Source organism: Bacteroides faecis MAJ27, from assembly GCF_900106755.1.
GTDB lineage: Bacteria > Bacteroidota > Bacteroidia > Bacteroidales > Bacteroidaceae > Bacteroides > Bacteroides faecis.
Map to the genome: position 1 here is coordinate 49,933 of NZ_FNNN01000018.1, position 18,876 is coordinate 68,808.

Annotated in this window: 13 protein-coding genes; 8 read left to right on the top strand and 5 right to left on the bottom strand. The window is 37.5% G+C overall.

Annotated elements, in window-relative coordinates; all coding sequences use genetic code 11:
• Window positions 1–2: 2 nt before the first annotated feature.
• Window positions 3–1,085: an efflux RND transporter periplasmic adaptor subunit gene (locus tag BLW31_RS15645; RefSeq protein WP_010539461.1), complete on the bottom strand. Its 1,083-nt coding sequence runs from the start codon at window positions 1,083–1,085 to the stop codon at window positions 3–5.
• Between the two features lie 552 nt (window positions 1,086–1,637).
• Here BLW31_RS15645 and BLW31_RS15650 point away from each other — a divergent pair.
• Genes BLW31_RS15650 through BLW31_RS15685 form a run of 8 tightly spaced genes read left to right on the top strand, consistent with a single transcriptional unit; the run spans window position 1,638 to window position 15,194 of the window.
• Window positions 1,638–2,576 (top strand): ABC transporter ATP-binding protein, encoded by a 939-nt coding sequence (locus BLW31_RS15650; protein ID WP_010539460.1) that lies wholly within the window; start codon window positions 1,638–1,640, stop codon window positions 2,574–2,576.
• A 25-nt stretch (window positions 2,577–2,601) separates the two neighbouring features.
• Window positions 2,602–4,896, top strand: a complete 2,295-nt coding sequence (locus tag BLW31_RS15655) for a Gldg family protein (protein WP_010539459.1) — start codon at window positions 2,602–2,604, stop codon at window positions 4,894–4,896.
• A 32-nt stretch (window positions 4,897–4,928) separates the two neighbouring features.
• The gene (locus tag BLW31_RS15660; protein ID WP_010539458.1) at window positions 4,929–5,852 is read left to right on the top strand and encodes an ABC transporter ATP-binding protein; all 924 of its coding nucleotides are present in this window, start codon (window positions 4,929–4,931) and stop codon (window positions 5,850–5,852) included.
• A gap of 28 nt (window positions 5,853–5,880) precedes the next feature.
• Entirely contained in the window at window positions 5,881–8,205 is a 2,325-nt protein-coding gene (locus BLW31_RS15665) for a Gldg family protein (RefSeq protein ID WP_010539457.1), read from the top strand.
• A 56-nt stretch (window positions 8,206–8,261) separates the two neighbouring features.
• Complete coding sequence (locus tag BLW31_RS15670) at window positions 8,262–11,387, top strand: SusC/RagA family TonB-linked outer membrane protein (RefSeq protein ID WP_029425718.1); 3,126 nt, start codon at window positions 8,262–8,264, stop codon at window positions 11,385–11,387.
• A gap of 6 nt (window positions 11,388–11,393) precedes the next feature.
• On the top strand, window positions 11,394–12,824 hold the full coding sequence (locus BLW31_RS15675; RefSeq protein ID WP_010539455.1) for a RagB/SusD family nutrient uptake outer membrane protein: 1,431 nt from the start codon (window positions 11,394–11,396) through the stop codon (window positions 12,822–12,824).
• Window positions 12,825–12,848: 24 nt separating this feature from the next.
• Entirely contained in the window at window positions 12,849–13,559 is a 711-nt protein-coding gene (locus BLW31_RS15680) for a DUF4843 domain-containing protein (RefSeq protein ID WP_010539454.1), read from the top strand.
• A gap of 12 nt (window positions 13,560–13,571) precedes the next feature.
• Window positions 13,572–15,194, top strand: coding sequence for a PKD-like family lipoprotein (locus tag BLW31_RS15685; protein WP_010539453.1), 1,623 nt, complete (start codon window positions 13,572–13,574; stop codon window positions 15,192–15,194).
• A gap of 120 nt (window positions 15,195–15,314) precedes the next feature.
• On the opposite strand, the gene rsgA is transcribed toward BLW31_RS15685, so the two are convergent.
• The 4 genes from rsgA to pyrH form a co-directional block, all read right to left on the bottom strand.
• Complete coding sequence (rsgA, locus tag BLW31_RS15690) at window positions 15,315–16,247, bottom strand: ribosome small subunit-dependent GTPase A (RefSeq protein WP_010539452.1); 933 nt, start codon at window positions 16,245–16,247, stop codon at window positions 15,315–15,317.
• A gap of 17 nt (window positions 16,248–16,264) precedes the next feature.
• The gene (frr, locus tag BLW31_RS15695; protein WP_010539451.1) at window positions 16,265–16,825 is read right to left on the bottom strand and encodes a ribosome recycling factor; all 561 of its coding nucleotides are present in this window, start codon (window positions 16,823–16,825) and stop codon (window positions 16,265–16,267) included.
• A gap of 50 nt (window positions 16,826–16,875) precedes the next feature.
• Window positions 16,876–17,787 carry a DMT family transporter gene (locus BLW31_RS15700; RefSeq protein WP_010539450.1) on the bottom strand — a complete coding sequence of 304 codons (912 nt, stop codon included), beginning with the start codon at window positions 17,785–17,787 and terminating at the stop codon, window positions 16,876–16,878.
• Window positions 17,788–18,096: 309 nt separating this feature from the next.
• Window positions 18,097–18,807 carry a UMP kinase gene (gene pyrH, locus BLW31_RS15705; RefSeq protein ID WP_010539449.1) on the bottom strand — a complete coding sequence of 237 codons (711 nt, stop codon included), beginning with the start codon at window positions 18,805–18,807 and terminating at the stop codon, window positions 18,097–18,099.
• Between the last annotated feature and the right edge of the window lie 69 nt (window positions 18,808–18,876).

An 18,876-nucleotide genomic window follows, 5' to 3' on the forward strand; every position in this document is an offset into this window, starting at 1 on the left:
TATTAGTCAATATTGTCCAATGTAACAGGTAGTCCCAGACGAAGTTGCAGTGTTCCTGATGTAAGAATGGTATCTCCTACTTGAAGTCCTCTTACAATTTGTACTTCAGCATCCGTACGAATGCCTGTTGTTACTTCTACAGGCTCAGCTTTTCCTGATTTATACAAGAAAACTTTATCCTTTCCCATTTCTGGCACAATAGCTTCCGTCGGGATGGCGATCGCATTCGGAATTTCTTCTTTTTTCAATTGTATACTTGTATATCGACCGGGAAGCAGGGCACGATTGGTATTGGGATAAAGTGCGCGTGCTGTGTATTGATGCAGGTTAGGGTCAATCGTTGACTCTACTGCATATACCTTTGCGCTGAAGGCATCTAGTTTTCCTTCAATTCTGAAATTCAGGTTCGTCCCTTTCTTAATCTGGCTTGCATAGCGTTCCGGTACTGAGAATTCAACTTTCAACGGAGTAATCTTTGTCAGTTTGGCAACAATGGTTGTCGGCGAAGCATATGAACCGACACTGATTTGCCGGAGACCAATGATTCCGTCAAACGGAGCGCGGAGTTCAGTCAGGGCAATGTTTGCTTTCACTATTTCTATATCAGCATTTAAAGTTGCCAGGTCAGTTTTTACCTGTTCATAGGCTTCTTTACTGACTGCGTCCCGTTTGAGCAGGGCATCTTGTCGGAATACTCGGTCCTCAGCTAATTTTAGTTGTGATACCAACCTTTGTAGCTGTGCTTGTAACTGCCGGTCGTTCACCTTGGCAAGAAGTTGGCCTTTCTTTACGGGCGTTCCTTCTTCGAAATTGATCTCGACTACTTTTCCGGAGGTTTCAAAAGATAAATCTACTTCCTCGTCCGGTAAAAGTACACCGGTAGTGGTGTATTCGTCTGTTAATAGTTGAGGTTTTATGACTTTGGCATTGACGTTCAGAATTTTCTTCCCATTCTTTTGGGTGTTTTTTACCTTGTCAGCAGCAGCCAGTTCGTCGTTAGTTTTAGGTAACTGTGAGTAAATTCCTCCACCGATAATTCCGGCACCGATAAGAATAATGATGCCCCATTTAGTTTTTTTATTCATGGTTTAGTATAGTATATAGCACGTTATATAATATCTTCTTGTGATTAGACGACACCTGAAAGAAAAGGTTTAATAGCAGATAGATTAAAAGAAAGTTAATGGTATGTGCGGCTTTAATAACAGAAAAAAAGAGTAAACAGGATCGTTTTATTTGTTAAATGGTATTTGAATTTTAGAATCAATTCATTAAAACTCGTAAAACTTTGCTTAAAGTTTAAATAAGGTTAAAGTTGAATTTGTAACTGTTTGACTTTTAGAATTGAAATATCTGAATATTGTCGCTTTTTAAAATAAATACTAGGCTATTATTGCGAATTCAGAGTAGATAATGCTGACTTTATGTCATTTCTTTCGTTTTTTGTCAAATCGCTCATAGAAAATGTCTTCCTGAAAAATTTGCGTATAAATATAAAGGTTTATAATTTCGCAAAGTTTTTTAGGGATTTATAAACAAGAGCATCACAAGGTTAAAACACGTATTCTTTTTTTATAATAGCCTAATTAAACCTGTCGTGAGTTTAATTTTTATTAGGGTATTTAACTTTTTAAATTATGGATGAACCTATAGTGAGGGTAGAGCACCTTTCACATCGCTACAGCGTACAATGGGCTATCCGGGACATTAATCTGGAGATCAAGAAAAAAGGAGTTTTTGGTCTGTTGGGGTCTAATGGCGCAGGAAAGTCAACCACTATGAACATCATGTGTGGGGTACTGAACCAAACAGAGGGTGAAGTATTTGTAAATGGTATTAGTTTGAGAGAAAATCCGGTTGAAGCCAAGAAGTTTATAGGCTTCCTTCCTCAAAAGCCTCCTTTGTATGCTGACTTTACGGTAGATGAGTACTTGGTCTATTGTGCACAACTCAGGCACATGGACTCTAAAAGTATCAGGGCTGCTGTTGATTGTGCGAAAGAAAAGTGTGGAATAATGCACTATAGCAAACGTCTCATTAGTAATTTGTCTGGTGGATATCAGCAGCGTGTCGGTATTGCCCAGGCAATCGTACATAATCCGCTTTTCGTTGTTTTGGACGAACCCACCAACGGACTTGATCCGAATCAGATTGTCGAAATCCGTCACTTAATAAAAGAAATAGCGGTAGACCGTGCAGTGATGCTGTCTACTCATATCCTGTCGGAAGTACAAGCCACTTGTGATGAAATTAAGATGATTGAACATGGAAATGTTGTATTTTCCGGAACTATCCGTGATTTCAATAATTACATGGCCCCCAGTACTTTGGTGACTATCCTGGAGAATCCTCCACAAATAGAAGAATTAGAGAAAATTCCAGGTATACTTAAAGTCGAAAAGCTGACTGCTACTCGTTTCCGTTGTCATTTTGATGGAAACGATCATGGCATGACACGACGTATAACGGAAATGGGCGTGGAGAAAGGGTGGCGCCCCAGCGAAATTATTCTTGAACGGGACTCATTGGATACTGTTTTTGCACAGTTGTCCGGAAAAGGAATAAAAATCGATTAATCACAAAATATAATAAAACATTGATATGAAAACTACATATCGGATAGCTATTGCCGAATTGCGTTCCTTATTTTGTTCCCCGGTGGCATGGCTTATTCTAGTTATTTTTGCTGTGCAGGTGGGTGTGGCTTTTGGAAATGCGTTCGATCGTCAGGTACAGGGACAAGCATTAGGATATACTCTTTGGGATGTGACAGCCTCTATTTTTACAGGTTGGATGGGAATCTTTCCGGGCTTCCTGCGTAACCTTTATCTATATATCCCTTTGTTAACAATGGGGTTGATGAGTAGAGAATATAGTAGTGGTTCTATAAAACTGCTGTTCTCATCTCCGGTTACTGACAGCCAGATTATCTTTGGTAAATACTTGTCGGTATTGATTTACAATTTAGTATTGATTCTTCCCTTATTAGTTGTTGGGGTATTTTGTGGCATCACTATTACGAATGCCGATTTAGGCTTACTCTTTACCGGAATATTGGGTATATATTTGCTGATTTGTGCTTACGGGGCTATAGGTTTGTTTATGTCCAGTATTACTTCTTATCAAGTAGTAGCCGCTATGGGAACTTTGGCTGTATTGGCTGCATTGAATTATGTTGGTGAAGTTGGACAGGATTATGCTTTTGTGCGCGATGTCACATATTGGTTATCTATATCCGGACGTGCGGATGAATTTATAAACGGATTGATTTGCAGTGAAGATCTGTTGTACTTCTTATTAATTATTGCATTGTTTTTAACTCTTTCTGTATTGAAACTGCGTGCCGGACGTCGTAAAGAATCTCGTGGGAAAACATGGGGAATTTATGGTGCTGTGGTTTTATCTGCTTTATTGGTGGGGTATATTTCTACATTACCTACTTTGAAATTATATCATGATTCAACAGCAACAAAGCGTAACACACTGACGAAAACGAGTCAGGATATTATGAAGCAAATAGATGGTGGTTTGAAAATAACCAGCTACATGAATCTGCTGGATGATAATTATGCTATTGCTTTGCCAAGTCAGCTGAAGAGTGATTATGAGAGGTTTGAAAAGTATATTCGCTTCAAACCGGATACAAAGATGGAGTATGTTTACTATTATGATGAGGCTAATTCTCAATTGGATTTCCGCCTTGAAGGCTGTAATACTCTTGAGGAAAAAGCTCAAAAAATGGCAAACATTTTGAATTTGAATATTAATATGTTTTTGACTCCGGAACAGATTCGTGAGAAAATAGATTTGCGGAATGAAGGAAATCACTTTATACGTGTTGTAGAACGGGATAATGGTCAGAAGAGTATTTTGCGTTTATTTAATGATAATGAAAAGCATCCGTCGGAAACCGAAATTTCTACAGCTTTGAAACGTTTTGTGGTACAATCACCGAAAGTTGCTTTTCTTACTGGTCATGAGACGCGTGATATTTATAAAACGGGCGATCGGGACTATAATCAATTTGCGGAGAATCAATATTTCCGTTACTCTTTGAGAAATCAGGGATTCGATGTAGTAACCTTGTCTTTGGAAGATCAGGAAGTACCGGAAGATATAGATATTGTAGTGATAGCAGATATGAAAACGCCTTTCAATGAAGTTGAAAATGATCGTTTGAATAAGTATATCGCTCGTGGAGGAAATCTTTTCATTTTAGGTGATGCCCGTCGTCAGGAAATAATGAATCCCATAACTGAACAAATGGGAGTGACTTTTATGTCAGGAACATTAGTTGAAATGAAAGAGAATGATTCTCCGTCATTGATTGCCGGGCATATAACTAAAGAAGCTGCGCAGCGTTTTAAACCTTATACCCGTCCATATGAGTTCAGATCTGTCATTACAATGCCTGATGCTGTTGGTTTGGTATTTGACCCTTCTAAAGGTTTCAATGCCTCTCCGGTGATTGTTACAGACTCTTTATGTTGGAATGAGTTGCAAACAACAGACTTCTTAGATGATAAACCGCAGTATAACCCTGAAACGGGTGAGAAGCAAGGTATTATTCCTACAATTTTGGCGCTTGACCGTAAAGTTGGTGATAAAGAACAACGTATCGTCATAACAGGAGATGCGGATTGCGTAAGTAATGGAGAAATGAGCAAAAGTCGCAATGGTTATTCATCTAATAATTTTACAGTAATTACCGGAACTTTTAAATGGCTTTCTTACGATGAATATCCGTTAGATACAGAGCGGATTAATCCGGAAGATAATGCAGTATCTATAGGACGTGATGCTCGTAAAATGGTGAGATATGGCTGCTACGCACTTTTGCCGCTAATCTTTGCCGCTTGCGGAATTACGATCCTTGTTCGTAGAAAGAGAAGATAATAAAGAGTATCCTTATAAAATACAAACACATCATGGAAGAAGCTATTGTCAGAGTAGAGCACCTTTCTCACCGTTATAGTGTAGATTGGGCTATCCGCGATATAAATCTTGAAGTAAAAAGTAAGGGAGTTTTCGGTCTGTTGGGTTCCAACGGCGCCGGTAAGTCCACAACTATGAATATTATATGTGGGGTTTTGAATCAGACAGAAGGAAATGTCTGGATTAATAACATCAATCTGCGTGAGAATCCGGTAGAGGCAAAGAAGTTCATAGGTTTTTTGCCTCAACGCCCGCCTTTATATCCGGATATGACAGTTGAGGAGTATCTTACTTATTGTGCAAATCTTCGTCTGATGGAACCCATGGAGATTGGGAAAGCCGTAGAGCGTGCTATGGCTCGTTGCGGAGTAACTCATTTTCGTTCACGTCTCCTGCGTAATCTGTCCGGTGGTTATCAGCAGCGTATTGGCATTGCACAGGCTATTGTTCATCATCCGCAATTTGTTGTGCTGGATGAGCCGACAAATGGTCTTGATCCTAATCAGATTGTCGAAATTCGTAATTTAATTAAGGAACTTGCTACCGATCATGCAGTAATGCTTTCCACGCATATTTTACCGGAAGTTCAGGCTACTTGTGATGAAATTCGTATGATTGAACATGGAAAGGTCGTTTTCTCTGGAAGTATGGATGATTTTGATAATTATGTTGCTCCTACTTCTTTCACTGCAACATTGGTTAATGCTCCGGCAATAGAAGAACTTGTCAAGCTTAAAGGTATTACTTCTGTCGATTGTTTGGGGGATTGTCACTACCGCTTTCATATAGCTGAAACGGATGGAATAACCGAGAAAATGATTGCTACTAGTGTCGCTAATGGATGGCAACTGGAAGAGATTCAGTTAGAACGTCTTTCTTTGGATGAGATTTTTGCCCGTCTTTCTGGAAAGAAGTAAACACAAACTTAGAAAATAAAGATTAAGTATGAAAACTATATGGAAAATAGCAAAGGCTGAACTGAATACTCTCTTTTGTTCACCTATTGCATGGTTGATCCTTATCATATTTGCATTTCAGGCCGGACTGACATTTTCCGACTTGATTTCCGATCAATTACGTTATTTGGCACTAAACTACCGCCCTTATAACCTGACCAGTGCTTTATTGTTAGGATACAGTGGTGTTTATTCAAGTATGCAGGATAACTTGTACCTTTATATACCATTACTTACAATGGGATTGATGAGTAAGGAGTATAGCAGTGGTTCCATCAAGTTGCTGTATTCTTCCCCTATTACCAATATACAGATAATTCTAGGTAAATATATATCTATGTTGGTATATGCATTGATTCTGGTTGCTATCTTGTTTGCCTATTTTATCTATAGTGCATGTATTGTGGAGAACTTTGATTTTCCGTTTGCTTTGACCGGGATACTTGGAATCTTTTTGTTGGTATGTGCTTATGCAGCTATAGGTTTGTTTATGTCTACTTTGACTGCTTATCAGGTGGTTGCGGCTGTTGGAACATTGACTGTTCTTGCTATTCTTAATTTTATGGGTAATATTGGACAGGACATTGATTTTGTTCGTGATCTTACCTATTGGTTATCTTTGGCAGGACGCTCGGACAAGTTTCTTCACGGTATGATTTGTAGTGAAGATGCATTCTATTTTATTATTGTGGTTGTACTGTTCTTGTCACTTTCTGTTTTGAAATTGAAGTTCGAACGTACTACAGCCAATAGTTTAAGTAAGATGGTGCAGTATATCGGTGTGTTGTGTGTTACATTATTGGTCGGTTATGTGACTTCCCAACCTAAGTTAATGTGTTACTATGATGCAACAGCAACTAAGGCAAATACTTTGACTCCTCCAAGTCAGGAAGTAATGACGAAGCTGGACGGTGGATTGACTCTTACGATGTTCGTTAACCTGCTGGATGATAATTTCAACAAGGGAATACCGAAAAACAGGAATTGGGAAATGCGTAAGTTTGAAGACTATATCCGTTTCAAACCGGAAATGAAGATGGAATATGTGTATTATTATGACCATACGGATAATCCTCGTCTTTATGCACAATTCTCTGGACTATCAGACAAAGAAATAGCTCAGCGTTTGTGTGATACTTATGATTTGGATTTTAATATGTTCCTTTCTCCGGAAGATATCAAGAAAGTAACAGACTCCAAGGGTATTAATCTGGAAGAAGAAGGCAATCGTTTTGTTTATCTTTTCGAACGTGAAAATGGTCAGAAAGCTTTTTTACGCATTTATGATGATAATCAGCGTGATCCTCGTGAATCTGAAATTACGGCTGCCTTGAAAACGATGGTTGTCAAGTCTCCACAGGTTGCCTTTATCACAGGACATGGTGAACGTGATATTTACAAAGGCGGTGAACGTGATTATAGTGCATTTGCAAAAAATCTCACTTTCCGATATTCTCTGATCAATCAAGGGTTCGGAGTGAGTGTTTTGGATTTGAAGGCGGATTCTATGGCAACAGATATTGCTGATAATATTGATATTATCGTTATAGCAGATGTACGTGAAGCATACACACCGGATGAGATAGCTAAAATACAACGTTTTATAGCTCGCGGAGGTAACATGATTATAGCTTGCGAACCACGGCGTCAACCATTGATGAATCCATTAGTTGAAAATTTGGGTATTACATTTATGCCAGGCATTGTAGTGGAAGAGACAGAGGGATATGCTCCCAATCAATTATTTGTGAATCCTACAGAAACAGCTATAACAGAGAATAAAGGTTATTATACAATGGGGCGATATGGCTCTAAACTTTCTATGCCTGGGGCTGTAGAATTAGTACTTAATGATAGTTGCGGCTTTAAGTCTTCAGTCTTATTTGCTACCACTGCAAAGGCTTGGAATGAACAGCAAACAACTGATTTTGTGGATGACAAACCGGAAATCAATCCGGAAACAGGTGAAAAAGCTGATTCTATTCCTTTGGTGGTGCGTTTGATTCGCCAAGTAGGTGATAAAGAACAGCGTATCTATGTATGTGGTGATGCTGATTGTATGGCGAACAGTGAATTGACTACTAATCGGAATGATTTGAGCACTTCTAACTTTACGCTGATTACCGAAGCTTTCCGTGAATTGTCTTATAATCAATTCCCCGTAAATGATGATCGTCCTCATCCGTATGACGATAAACTGTCTATTTCTGGTCAGGGAGCTTTAGTTTTGGTTCGCATCTTATTTATGGGAATTATTCCTGTAGGATTGTTAGCGGGATATATCATCACTTGGTGGCGTCGTCGTAAAAAATAATAGATAAAATAAATTTTGTTGGATTACAATATATAACTAAACACAACACAGCATTTATGAAAAAAAAGCGAAGTTTTATTATGGGCTGCTTATTATTGGTAGCTATGCTTCCGTACACTTTCTTTGCTAGTGCACAGACTAAGGTTACTGTTAAAGTAGAGGACAATAGTTACCGGGTTATTAGAGGTAAGGTTACAGATGCGGAAGGCCATTCCTTACCCGGTGTGAATGTAAGGGTAAAAGGTGTGCAGGGAGGTACAGTTGGTGACATTGATGGGAACTTTATGCTTAGTGCCCCACGGGAAGATGTCGTATTGATAGTCTCTTATATCGGAATGGTAACTCAGGAAGTTACAGTAAAGGGTAGTCAGAAAAAAGAGATTCAAATTCATATGAAGGAAGATGTGAATGAGGTGAATGAGGTTGTAGTAACAGGGTATGCAACTTTGAAAAAGGAAAGTTTTACCGGAAATACTATAACTGTTAAAAAAGAAGAATTGCAAAAGGTTTCCAAAACCAATGTGATTGCTGCACTTCAGGCTTTTGATCCATCTTTCCGTATTGCGGAAAATAGTATGTGGGGATCTGACCCTAATGCTCTTCCTGAAGTATATTTGCGTGGTAAGTCTGGGATTGGAATTAAAGAATTAGATGTGGATGTAACTTCTAAATCCTCTTTGAAAAACAATCCGAATCTTCCGACTTTTATAATGGATGGTTTCGAAATTAGTGTTACAAAATTGTATGACATGGATCCTTCTCGTATAGAAAGTGTTACAATTTTGAAGGATGCTGCAGCTACAGCTATGTATGGTTCACGTGCCGCTAATGGGGTTGTAGTAATAACAACTGTAACTCCTAAACCGGGGAAATTGAATGTTGCTTATAGCTTAACTGGTGAGGTGGAAATGCCAGACTTGAGTGATTATAACCTGATGAATGCAGCGGAGAAATTAGAGGCTGAAAGATTAGCTAATTGTTTTGTTGATAACGAAGGTGAACATAAGTTTCAGGACTTCTATAATAAAAAATTGTATAATGTAAAGAATGGTGTAGATACATATTGGTTAAGTAAGCCATTACAGACTTCTTTTAATATGAATCATAGTCTTTATGTTGATGGAGGTTCTGATAAATTACGTTTTGGAGTGGAATTGAGTTTGAACAAAAACGATGGTGTAATGAAAGGCTCCAAACGAGATGTATGGGGGGCCGGTGCATATATACAGTATACAATCGGAAATCTTGTTGTTCGAAATCATTTTACGTATGATGTGAATAGCTCTAAAGATTCACCTTATGGTTCGTTTTCTGATTATACCACTCAATTACCATATGATGTTTATGAGAATGAAAATGGTGAGTATATGAAGGAATTGACTAGATGGGGGAATAGGACAGTTACTTATAACCCATTATATGAGGCAACTTTAGGTAGCTATAGTAAATCTTCTTATGAACAAGTTATAAATAATTTGAGTGCACAGTGGAATATTTCTAAATATTTATTGTTTAAAAGCACACTTGGGCTTACACGTCAGTTTAGTAACAGTGAAAATTTTCTTGATCCCAATTCAATGAAGAATGATCCGATTTTGAGTAATACAAATCTTTCTGCCGGTACATTGGCTACTGGTTCCGGTGATAGCTTTGTTCTTGATTGGCAGGCATCTTTAGCTTATAACCGCTTCATTGGAAAACATAATATCAATACTTCAGTTGGGATGAATATTATGGAAAGTAAGGAAAAGAGTCTTTCTGCTAATTATAAGGGTTTTCCTTCAGGTAGTTTACATTCACCTAATTATGCAGAGGAGATTGTAAGTAAACCAACACAGAGTGAAGAACATTCGCGTCTGATGGGTTTGATCGGTTTGGTGAATTATAGTTATGATAATATTTATTTGTTTGATGCTAGTATTCGTATGGATGGCTCATCCAAGTTTGGTACTGATAGAAAATATGCTCCATTTTGGAGCTTTGGTACCGGTGTGAATTTACATAATTATAAATTCTTTACGAACATGGATGTTTTTGATTTGTTGAAGCTCCGTGCTAGTTATGGGCAGATTGGTAAGGTGAATTTTGCATCTTATGATGCAAAAACAACATATCGTATTCTTTCTGATCAATGGTACAAAACGGGTTATGGGGCTGTATTATATGCTTTAGGAAACAAAGGGTTGACTTGGGAAACAACCAATACATTAGATGTGGGTATGGAAGTCAGTTTGTTTAAGCGTTTGTTGTATTTGAGAGGTAGTTATTATATTAAGAGAACTGTTGATTGTATTAACTCTGTTACTATCCCTAGTCATTCTGGTTTTACTACTTATATGGATAATATTGGTGAAATTGAGAATAAAGGATTTGAGTTGGATGTACGTGTCAATTTTATTCGTACAAAGGACTGGAATCTTACTCTCCTTGCCAACTTGGCACATAATAGGAATAAAATTGTGAAAATTGCAGAGAGTTTAAAAGCCTATAATGATAAAGTAGATGCATTTTTTAGTGATCCAGCTAATTCCAATACCCAAGTGGCGTCAAAGAGCTATAAAAAATATTCGGAAGGTGTATCGCAAAATGCAATTTGGGCGATGAAATCACTTGGCATTGATCCTGCTACTGGAGAAGAGCTCTTCCAAAATCCGGATGGAACTGTTACTAAATATTGGAATTCTGCTAATCAGGTTGTTGTTGGTAATGAAGAACCTACTGCGCAGGGGACTTTTGGCTTAAACTTGACTTGGAAACGTTTTAGTCTCTACACTACTTTTATGTATGAGTTTGGAGGACAACGTTATAATAGAACTTTGGCTGATAAGATAGAAGGTGTAGATATTGCAAATGATAATGCAGACAGAAGAGTATTGACTGAACGTTGGAAAGAACCGGGAGATCTGGCCTCTTTCAAGAGAATTCAAGTGAGTAACCGGGAAACTGTTGAGGTAACCAAGCCTACTTCACGTTTTGTGCAAGACTATAATTGGGTGAGTCTTAATTCTATAGCATTGGAATATGATGTCAATCCAACGTTAATCAAACATATTGGATTAAGTATGTTGCGTTTTGGTGTTGGCGCTAATGAACTGGCACGCTGGTCCTCCGTTGAGTTGGAGAGAGGATTGAGTTATCCATATTCAAGAACTATTAATTTTTCATTAAAAGCAAGTTTCTAATAGATTATGAAGGAAATGAAAATATATAAATTAATAATATCTATTTTTCTGTTTGTCGGGCTTAGTTCTTGCAACGATTGGTTGAATATTGAGCCTAAAGATACCACAACAGAAACAGATCTTTTTGCGACCGGTGATGGATATCGTGTAGCTCTGAATGGTGTATACGCACAGATGGCTGAGTCAAGTCTTTATGGACAACAATTAAACTGGGGATTTCTAGATGTAATTGCTCATATGTATATGCTTTCTGAGTTGTCTAGTGAATATGCACTTTCTGCAAAATATAGTTATACAGATGAGAAGGTTAAAAGTATCATTGAGGGTATTTGGTCCAAAGCATATAATAATATAGCTAATTGCAATAATATAATCCAGCGTATTGACAATGAACCTGCTGGAAAGTTTGCTGAGGGAGAAATAGAGAAAAATGTGATAAAAGGTGAAGCGCTGGCATTGCGTGCCTACCTTCATTTGGATATACTACGATTATTTGCTCCTTCTATGATGAATGTGGAGGAAGATAAGCAATTGTATATACCTTATGTGACAACTTATCCATGTACATTTCAACCTTATACCAGTAACCAAGATGTGCTTAATAAAGCAATTGCCGATTTAAAGATTGCCAAAGAGTTGGTAGGGAGTTATGATTTAGCAAATATAGTTCAATTAAGTCCTATAAATCGCATAGAGAATGGAGGAGCGGATGATATCTTTTTTGCTTACAGAGGGTATAGAATGAATTATTATGCCGTTTGTGCTTTGTTAGCAAGAGTTTATAATTATGCAGGTATGCATCAGGAAGCTTTCAATGAAACAGAAATTGTTATTAATGCTTTGTGTGATAGCTATGGAAGTAAATGCTTTACTTTTACTCCTTCTTACACTCTTCGTAATGGCAATACAAAATTGTATGAAGAAATAATATTCTGTTTGTCTAATGATCAGCTATGGACAATTTATAAACCTTATTATGGTGGTGAAATGTCCCTTTATTTAAATGCTTGGAGTGCAGACGATTTATTTGATGATAATTCGGATATTCGTAAAAAATTAGTTACGACATTAAATTATTATCCGGTTAGTATAAAGAATGTTGAGGCTAGTGGAACACTTGCAAATTATTCGAAAGATATAATTCCTATGATTCGTTTAGGGGAAATGTATTATATCCGAGCTGAGTATTATAATAGTAAAGGACAGACAGATGTTGCTTTTGAAGAGATGGATGTTTTGCGTGCGGGACATAGTTGTACGAAGGGAAGATTATCAGGTGATTTTAATCAGGCTTTAGTCAATGAGGCACGTCGTGAATTTATAGGGGAAGGACAATTGTTTTTTTATTTTAAGAAATTCAATATCTATCCAAATTCTAAGTATATGACGTCAGAGTTGCAATTTGTTTTGCCGCGTCCGGATAATGAAAACTTATAACTACAAACCAAATATTAACGATATATGAGGAAATACATATTTATATTAGGTATAATCATTCTTTCTTTATGCGCTTGTAGCAAGGAAGGATTGACACAATATGATGCTGCAAAGAATTATCTTTATATTCCGAATGATAAATATATGGATACTACCTTCGTTACATTTAAACATCACCCTGGAATAGATGATTATGATGTTTTTTTTGAAGTACGATTAGTTGGAATACAACTCATTGAGGACAAATCGTATTCTATAGAAGTTGTGAAGGATAAAACAACCGCCAAGGTTGAAGACTATACTTTGGATACCGAACAGATATTTCATGCTGGAGTATTGAAAGATCAATTAAAAATAACCTTGCATAATACAGCTCATCTGCTTAATGAAACGGTACGTGTTACACTTCGTTTGACTCCCAATGAGAACTTTGGCGTAGCTGATTATTTAGGAGAAAGTGAGTCACGTGCTCAGAGTCTAACGGCATCTGTTACTTTTGATAACCAAATCAGTAAGCCAACTTGGTGGAATAGCGATATTGAAATGAATTATTTAGGTGAATGGACACCTATTAAATATGAGAAATTCATTGAAAGTTGTGGTGGAGAGGTGCTTGATTTATCAGAATATGAAGGGTATCAGATAATGGAGTTAGCAGTAAAGTTCAAAAATGATATTGAGAAATATGGTTGGAAAGATAAAGATAATGAGTTGATAGATCTTCCTATTTATTAAAATTGAAAGAATATGAAAAATAAGATATTTCTATTTATATGCTGTGTCACTTTTTTATGCTCTAGTTGTTATGAGGATAAAGGAAACTATGACTATAAAAATCTGTCAAAGATCGAAGTTGAAAAATTTTTGAAAGAAGATGGTACTAGTATTAATGTAAATTCCAGTATGAGTGTAACTATAGGAGGAATGGTGTCTGTTCGTCCTGTATTGACTATAGTAAATGAAAGACCTAATATGAATTTTAATTATACTTGGACTTTCAAAGATCAGATAATTGGAACTGATGAAACGCTAAGTTGGAAAAGTGATATATTGGGCAGTGGAGCTGTATTGCTTGATATAGAAGATATTGAGAATGGAACTCATTTTATTACAGCTTTTTATCTTACAGTAGGCGAACCTTATCAGGCGGAAGGTTTCTTAATCTTAAGTGAGAAAGATGGAATACCTTGTCTGAGTCTTTTAAAAGGAATATATTATGACGATGTTTCTGATTATGAACTTTTGACAGGATTGTATCAAAAAGAAAATGGGAAATCACTGCCGAATGATGTGTTTAAGCTTCATGAGCATTTCTGTAAAGGGAGTTATGGTTCTCAAATAATGGCTGTTTGTAAAACTGATCTAGTAGATATTAATGCCTATACTTTTAAAGAGGCAATGAGAGCTGAAACCATTTTTTCAGGTGAAGTACCTCAAATTAGTGATGTAATGTTTATGCAATGGCTTGATTTAGTGACTGATAAAGATGGATGCCTTTACCAACGTAGAAAAACAACCAATGAATTATTTCATTCTCAACGTTTTCTTTCACAACCAATGATGTTTAAGGGTGAAACGTTGAAGAATATTCGTATCATACCGGATGATTTTTCTAGCTATAGAAATTTCTTGTTATTATATGATAATCATAAGAAGCGCTATCTAGTTATATCAGACTTAGTCGGTACTAATTGGTCGGCTAGTTCAGATGTTACTACCATTGGCAAAATAGAAGAAGCTAATTATTCAGGCGATGAATGGCCGGAAAAATTTACTCCATTGAATAATATGAAAGAATGTAATGTGATCCACACAGGATTTTTCCGGGATAATCGTAACACATATGTCAATTGGTTCTTTTCTATTTTTGAAAAGAATAGTAACTATTATTATCAAAAATTTATGATAGAGCGAGCGTATACAAGTGATGGTACCTTTAAAACTAGTGTGAATGAGGGGCAAGAAGGAAAAGTACCAGCTTTATTTGGAAATATATTCAATGAGAAGAGTATTATAGCGGTTTTGGAATATTCTGAAGGTTATGGATTAGATTCATCACATCCCTATACATTTGTTTCAAGTGGAAATAGTTTATATTTATACGATATTGACAATTTGGATGAGGATATTAGCTTTAAGAAATTGTTAGATTTTGATAGTCCTGTGACAGCTTTGGATACATCGTGTCCAGGTGGTAATTACTTGGGTGTAGGCTTAGAAAATGGAGAATTTTATGTTTTAAGAATGAATCAGGCTAAAAATCATTGTGAGGATCAAGACTATCTTGTTCGTTGGCATGTGCCTGCTGGAGAATTAGGTAAAATAAAGTCTGTACGTTATAAGACAGATGGTAATGGAACACAGTTCTAAAATCATTATATAGTTCTTGGTTATTCAAAATAATCAAGAACTATATCAGTTATTCATTCTATCAGGTGCTATCTTGATAGAATATTTTTATATATGCAGCGGTGTTTGGAAAATGATTGATTAGTATGCTGCCCTATACTTTCCTTCCTCCCTATCTTCCAGCATATTCAAGTAAGAAGTATAGCGTGATTCGCTGATAAGATGTTTCTCCACCGCTTCACGTACAGCACACCCCGGTTCGTGTCGATGTGTACAATTTCCATATTTGCAATCGGCAGATACTTTGAATATTTCAGGAAAATAATGTCCGATCTCTTCCTCTTCCATATCGAATGTTCCAAATCCTTTGATTCCTGGAGTATCGATAATATATCCATCTCCGTCGACAGAGAACATTTCAGAGAAGGTAGTCGTATGCATACCTTTATTATGATAGGTTGAAATTTCACCGGTCTTCGTTTCAATTCCCGGTAGAATAGCGTTAATAAGAGTTGATTTCCCCACTCCGGAATGTCCGGAAAAAAGGGTGATCTTTCCTTCTAACTCTTTTTTAATAGTGTCAACTCCGGTTCCTTTCTTTGCGGATACTTTGAAACAAGGATAGCCGATATGAGTATATAAGTTAATCAGAGCATCCAGATAATGGAGTTCATCTTCGTCATAAGCATCCACTTTATTGAATACCAATTTGACGGGTACGCGATAAGCTTCGGCAGAGGCAAGAAAACGATCAATAAAGATGGTTGAAGTTTCGGGGTAATTGATAGTTACTACCAACATACATTGGTCAAGGTTGGCAGCAAGAATGTGAGATTGTTTAGAAAGATTGGAAGAACGGCGAATGATGTAGTTCTTCCTATCTTCTATTTCATTGATAAAGGCAGTACCTTCTTGGTTGAGTATAATCTGAACACGATCTCCCACAGCTACGGGATTGGTGCTACGAATACCTTTTAACCGGAAATTACCTTTGATTTTACATTCAATAAATTGTCCGTCGTCGGTTTTCACTTGATACCAACTACCCGTGTTCTTGATTACTAATCCGTGCACTTTATCTTTTTAGTTTATTAAACGGTCATGATTTCTTTATCCTTGTCGGCAAGCATATCTTCAATTTGTTTGATATACTTATCGTGGATCTTTTGTAGCTTGGCTTCTGCATTCTTCTGTTCGTCTTCTGCTAGTCCGTCCTTTACAGCTTTCTTCAGAGCGTCGATACCATCACGACGAGCGTTACGTACACTCACTTTGGCTGTTTCGCCTTCAGCTTTACACTGTTTGGCTAGTTGTTTACGACGTTCTTCCGTCAAAGGAGGGATACCAAGACGGATAATTTCACCATTATTTTCAGGCATAATGCCAAGGTCAGAGTCGATAATGGCTTTTTCGATGACACGGAACATGCTTTTGTCCCATGGTTTGATGGTGATACTACGAGCATCCGGAGTGGATAAAGCAGCTACGTTGCTGAGGGCTACCATACTTCCATAAGAGTCTACGCGGATACCATCCAACAGTCGGGTACTCGCTTTCCCAGCGCGGATATGTGCCAATGCTTCTTCCAGATACATTATGGCCATATCCATTTTTTCTTGTGCATTGTCAAGGCAAGTCTTTACGTCTACCATATTTTTGATAATTAAAGTTGCTATTTGGTTGATTGATTAGCAAAAGTATACTATTTTTTGTTTATCTGCAACAGCATACTCATCTTTTTTATAAGCGACTTGCCGAGGATAATCAAGGTAACGGCAGTGATAATCATTAAAATGCCGGCCATTAATCGTGGAGTCAGTTTTTCGTGAAACAGGAGGACTCCGAAAAATAGTGCTGTTACAGGCTCCAAAGCACCTAATATAGCGGTAGGAGTGGAACCTATATAATGGATCGCTAATGTTGTGCAAATCAGTGATACAGCAGTGGGAAGAATAGCCAAAGCCAATACATCTGCCCACAATAATGGGGATGGTATCATCTGTAATTCCGTGCAGAAATTTAAGCGGACTATATAAACTGATAGTCCGAATAGTATCGCATAAAACGTAAGCTTGGTGGTCGGCAGTGTCTTTAACGAAGACCGGTTGACTCCTACGATATAAATGGCATAAGAGAGGGATGACAGTAAAACAAAGATAATTCCTATGGTGGAGAGTGGCTTATTCCCATCACCCTGGTAGAGTAGGGCAATGCCCGAGAGTGCCAGTAAAATAGAGAAGACAGTAATTGCGGAAATTTTCTCTTTGAAAAATACTCCCATAATAACAGCTACCATTACCGGATATACAAATAGAATGGTAGAAGCAATTCCGGCATCCATATAATTATAACTCATAAATAAAAGCAGAGATGAAAATGAAAATAGTAGCCCCATGATTACCAAAGGAAGGATATCTGCTTTCCGGAGGGCGAAAGGCTGTCCTTGCAGTTTCATTAAAATACCGAGTACGATCGCAGCAAGCGCATAGCGATAGAATAAAACAGTATCAACGCTCATGCCAACTGCATAAAGCGGGAGTGCGAAGAGAGGATTCATGCCGTAGCTTGCAGCGGCGATAGCTCCATAGATAAAACCTTTGGTCTTGTTATTCATTTATGTATGCTTTCTAAAAAAATAGCGTGCAAAAGTACGGAGTTCGCAGATGATAAACAAGTATTTAGTGGGTTGATAGTATAATTTAATCTTTTAGGTATTATGGAATGACTTTAATCTTGAATGAGATTAGTCTTTAGGCCATATGTGACTAAACTTGTTTATATATATTTATTTGTCTGCCTATTGCCAGACAAATAAATATATATAAGAAGATTAGCTGACAGGAATACAGCTATTGGGAAATTGTGTGAAAAGGAATAATAGTTCTATGGCGCTGTTTGGTCTTTCGACCGAAAGGACTAAACCTTAGTTGTGCACTACTGTTCCGATTTCTTCTCCGCTGATTACTTTTTTCAGGTTACCTACCGTATCCATGTCAAAAACGACAATCGGCAGATTATTTTCTTTGCACATGCAAGTAGCGGTCAGGTCCATTACTTTCAGACCACGTTTCAGAACTTCATCATAGGTGATGTCGCTGAATTTGGTTGCAGTGCGGTCTTTCTCGGGGTCGGCAGTATAAATGCCATCTACACGGGTACCTTTCAGCATAACGTCCGCTTCGATTTCTATTCCTCGTAATGAAGAGCCGGTGTCTGTAGTAAAGAAAGGATTTCCCGTACCGCCGGACATGATAACGATTTCACCGTTTTCCATACATTCGATTGCTTTCCATTTACTGTAAAATTCACCGATTGGTTCCATACGGACTGCTGTAAGTACACGGGCTTTCACTCCGGCTGCTACTAATGCAGAACTGAGTGCAAGGCTGTTGATAACAGTTGCCAGCATACCCATCTGGTCACCTTTCACGCGGTCGAAGCCTTTGTTAGCCCCACTTAATCCACGGAAGATATTTCCGCCGCCGATAACGATACCGATTTGTACTCCCTGTTCATGGATTTCCTTGATTTGTGCGGCATATTCCGCCAGTCTTTTTTCGTCAATGCCGTATTGTTTTTCCCCCATCAGGCTTTCTCCACTGAGCTTCAGCAGAATTCTTTTATACTTTGCCATAATCTTTTTACATTTAGTTTACTGCAAATATAGAGATAATTTGTTGGATAGACCTCATAGTTGTGCGAT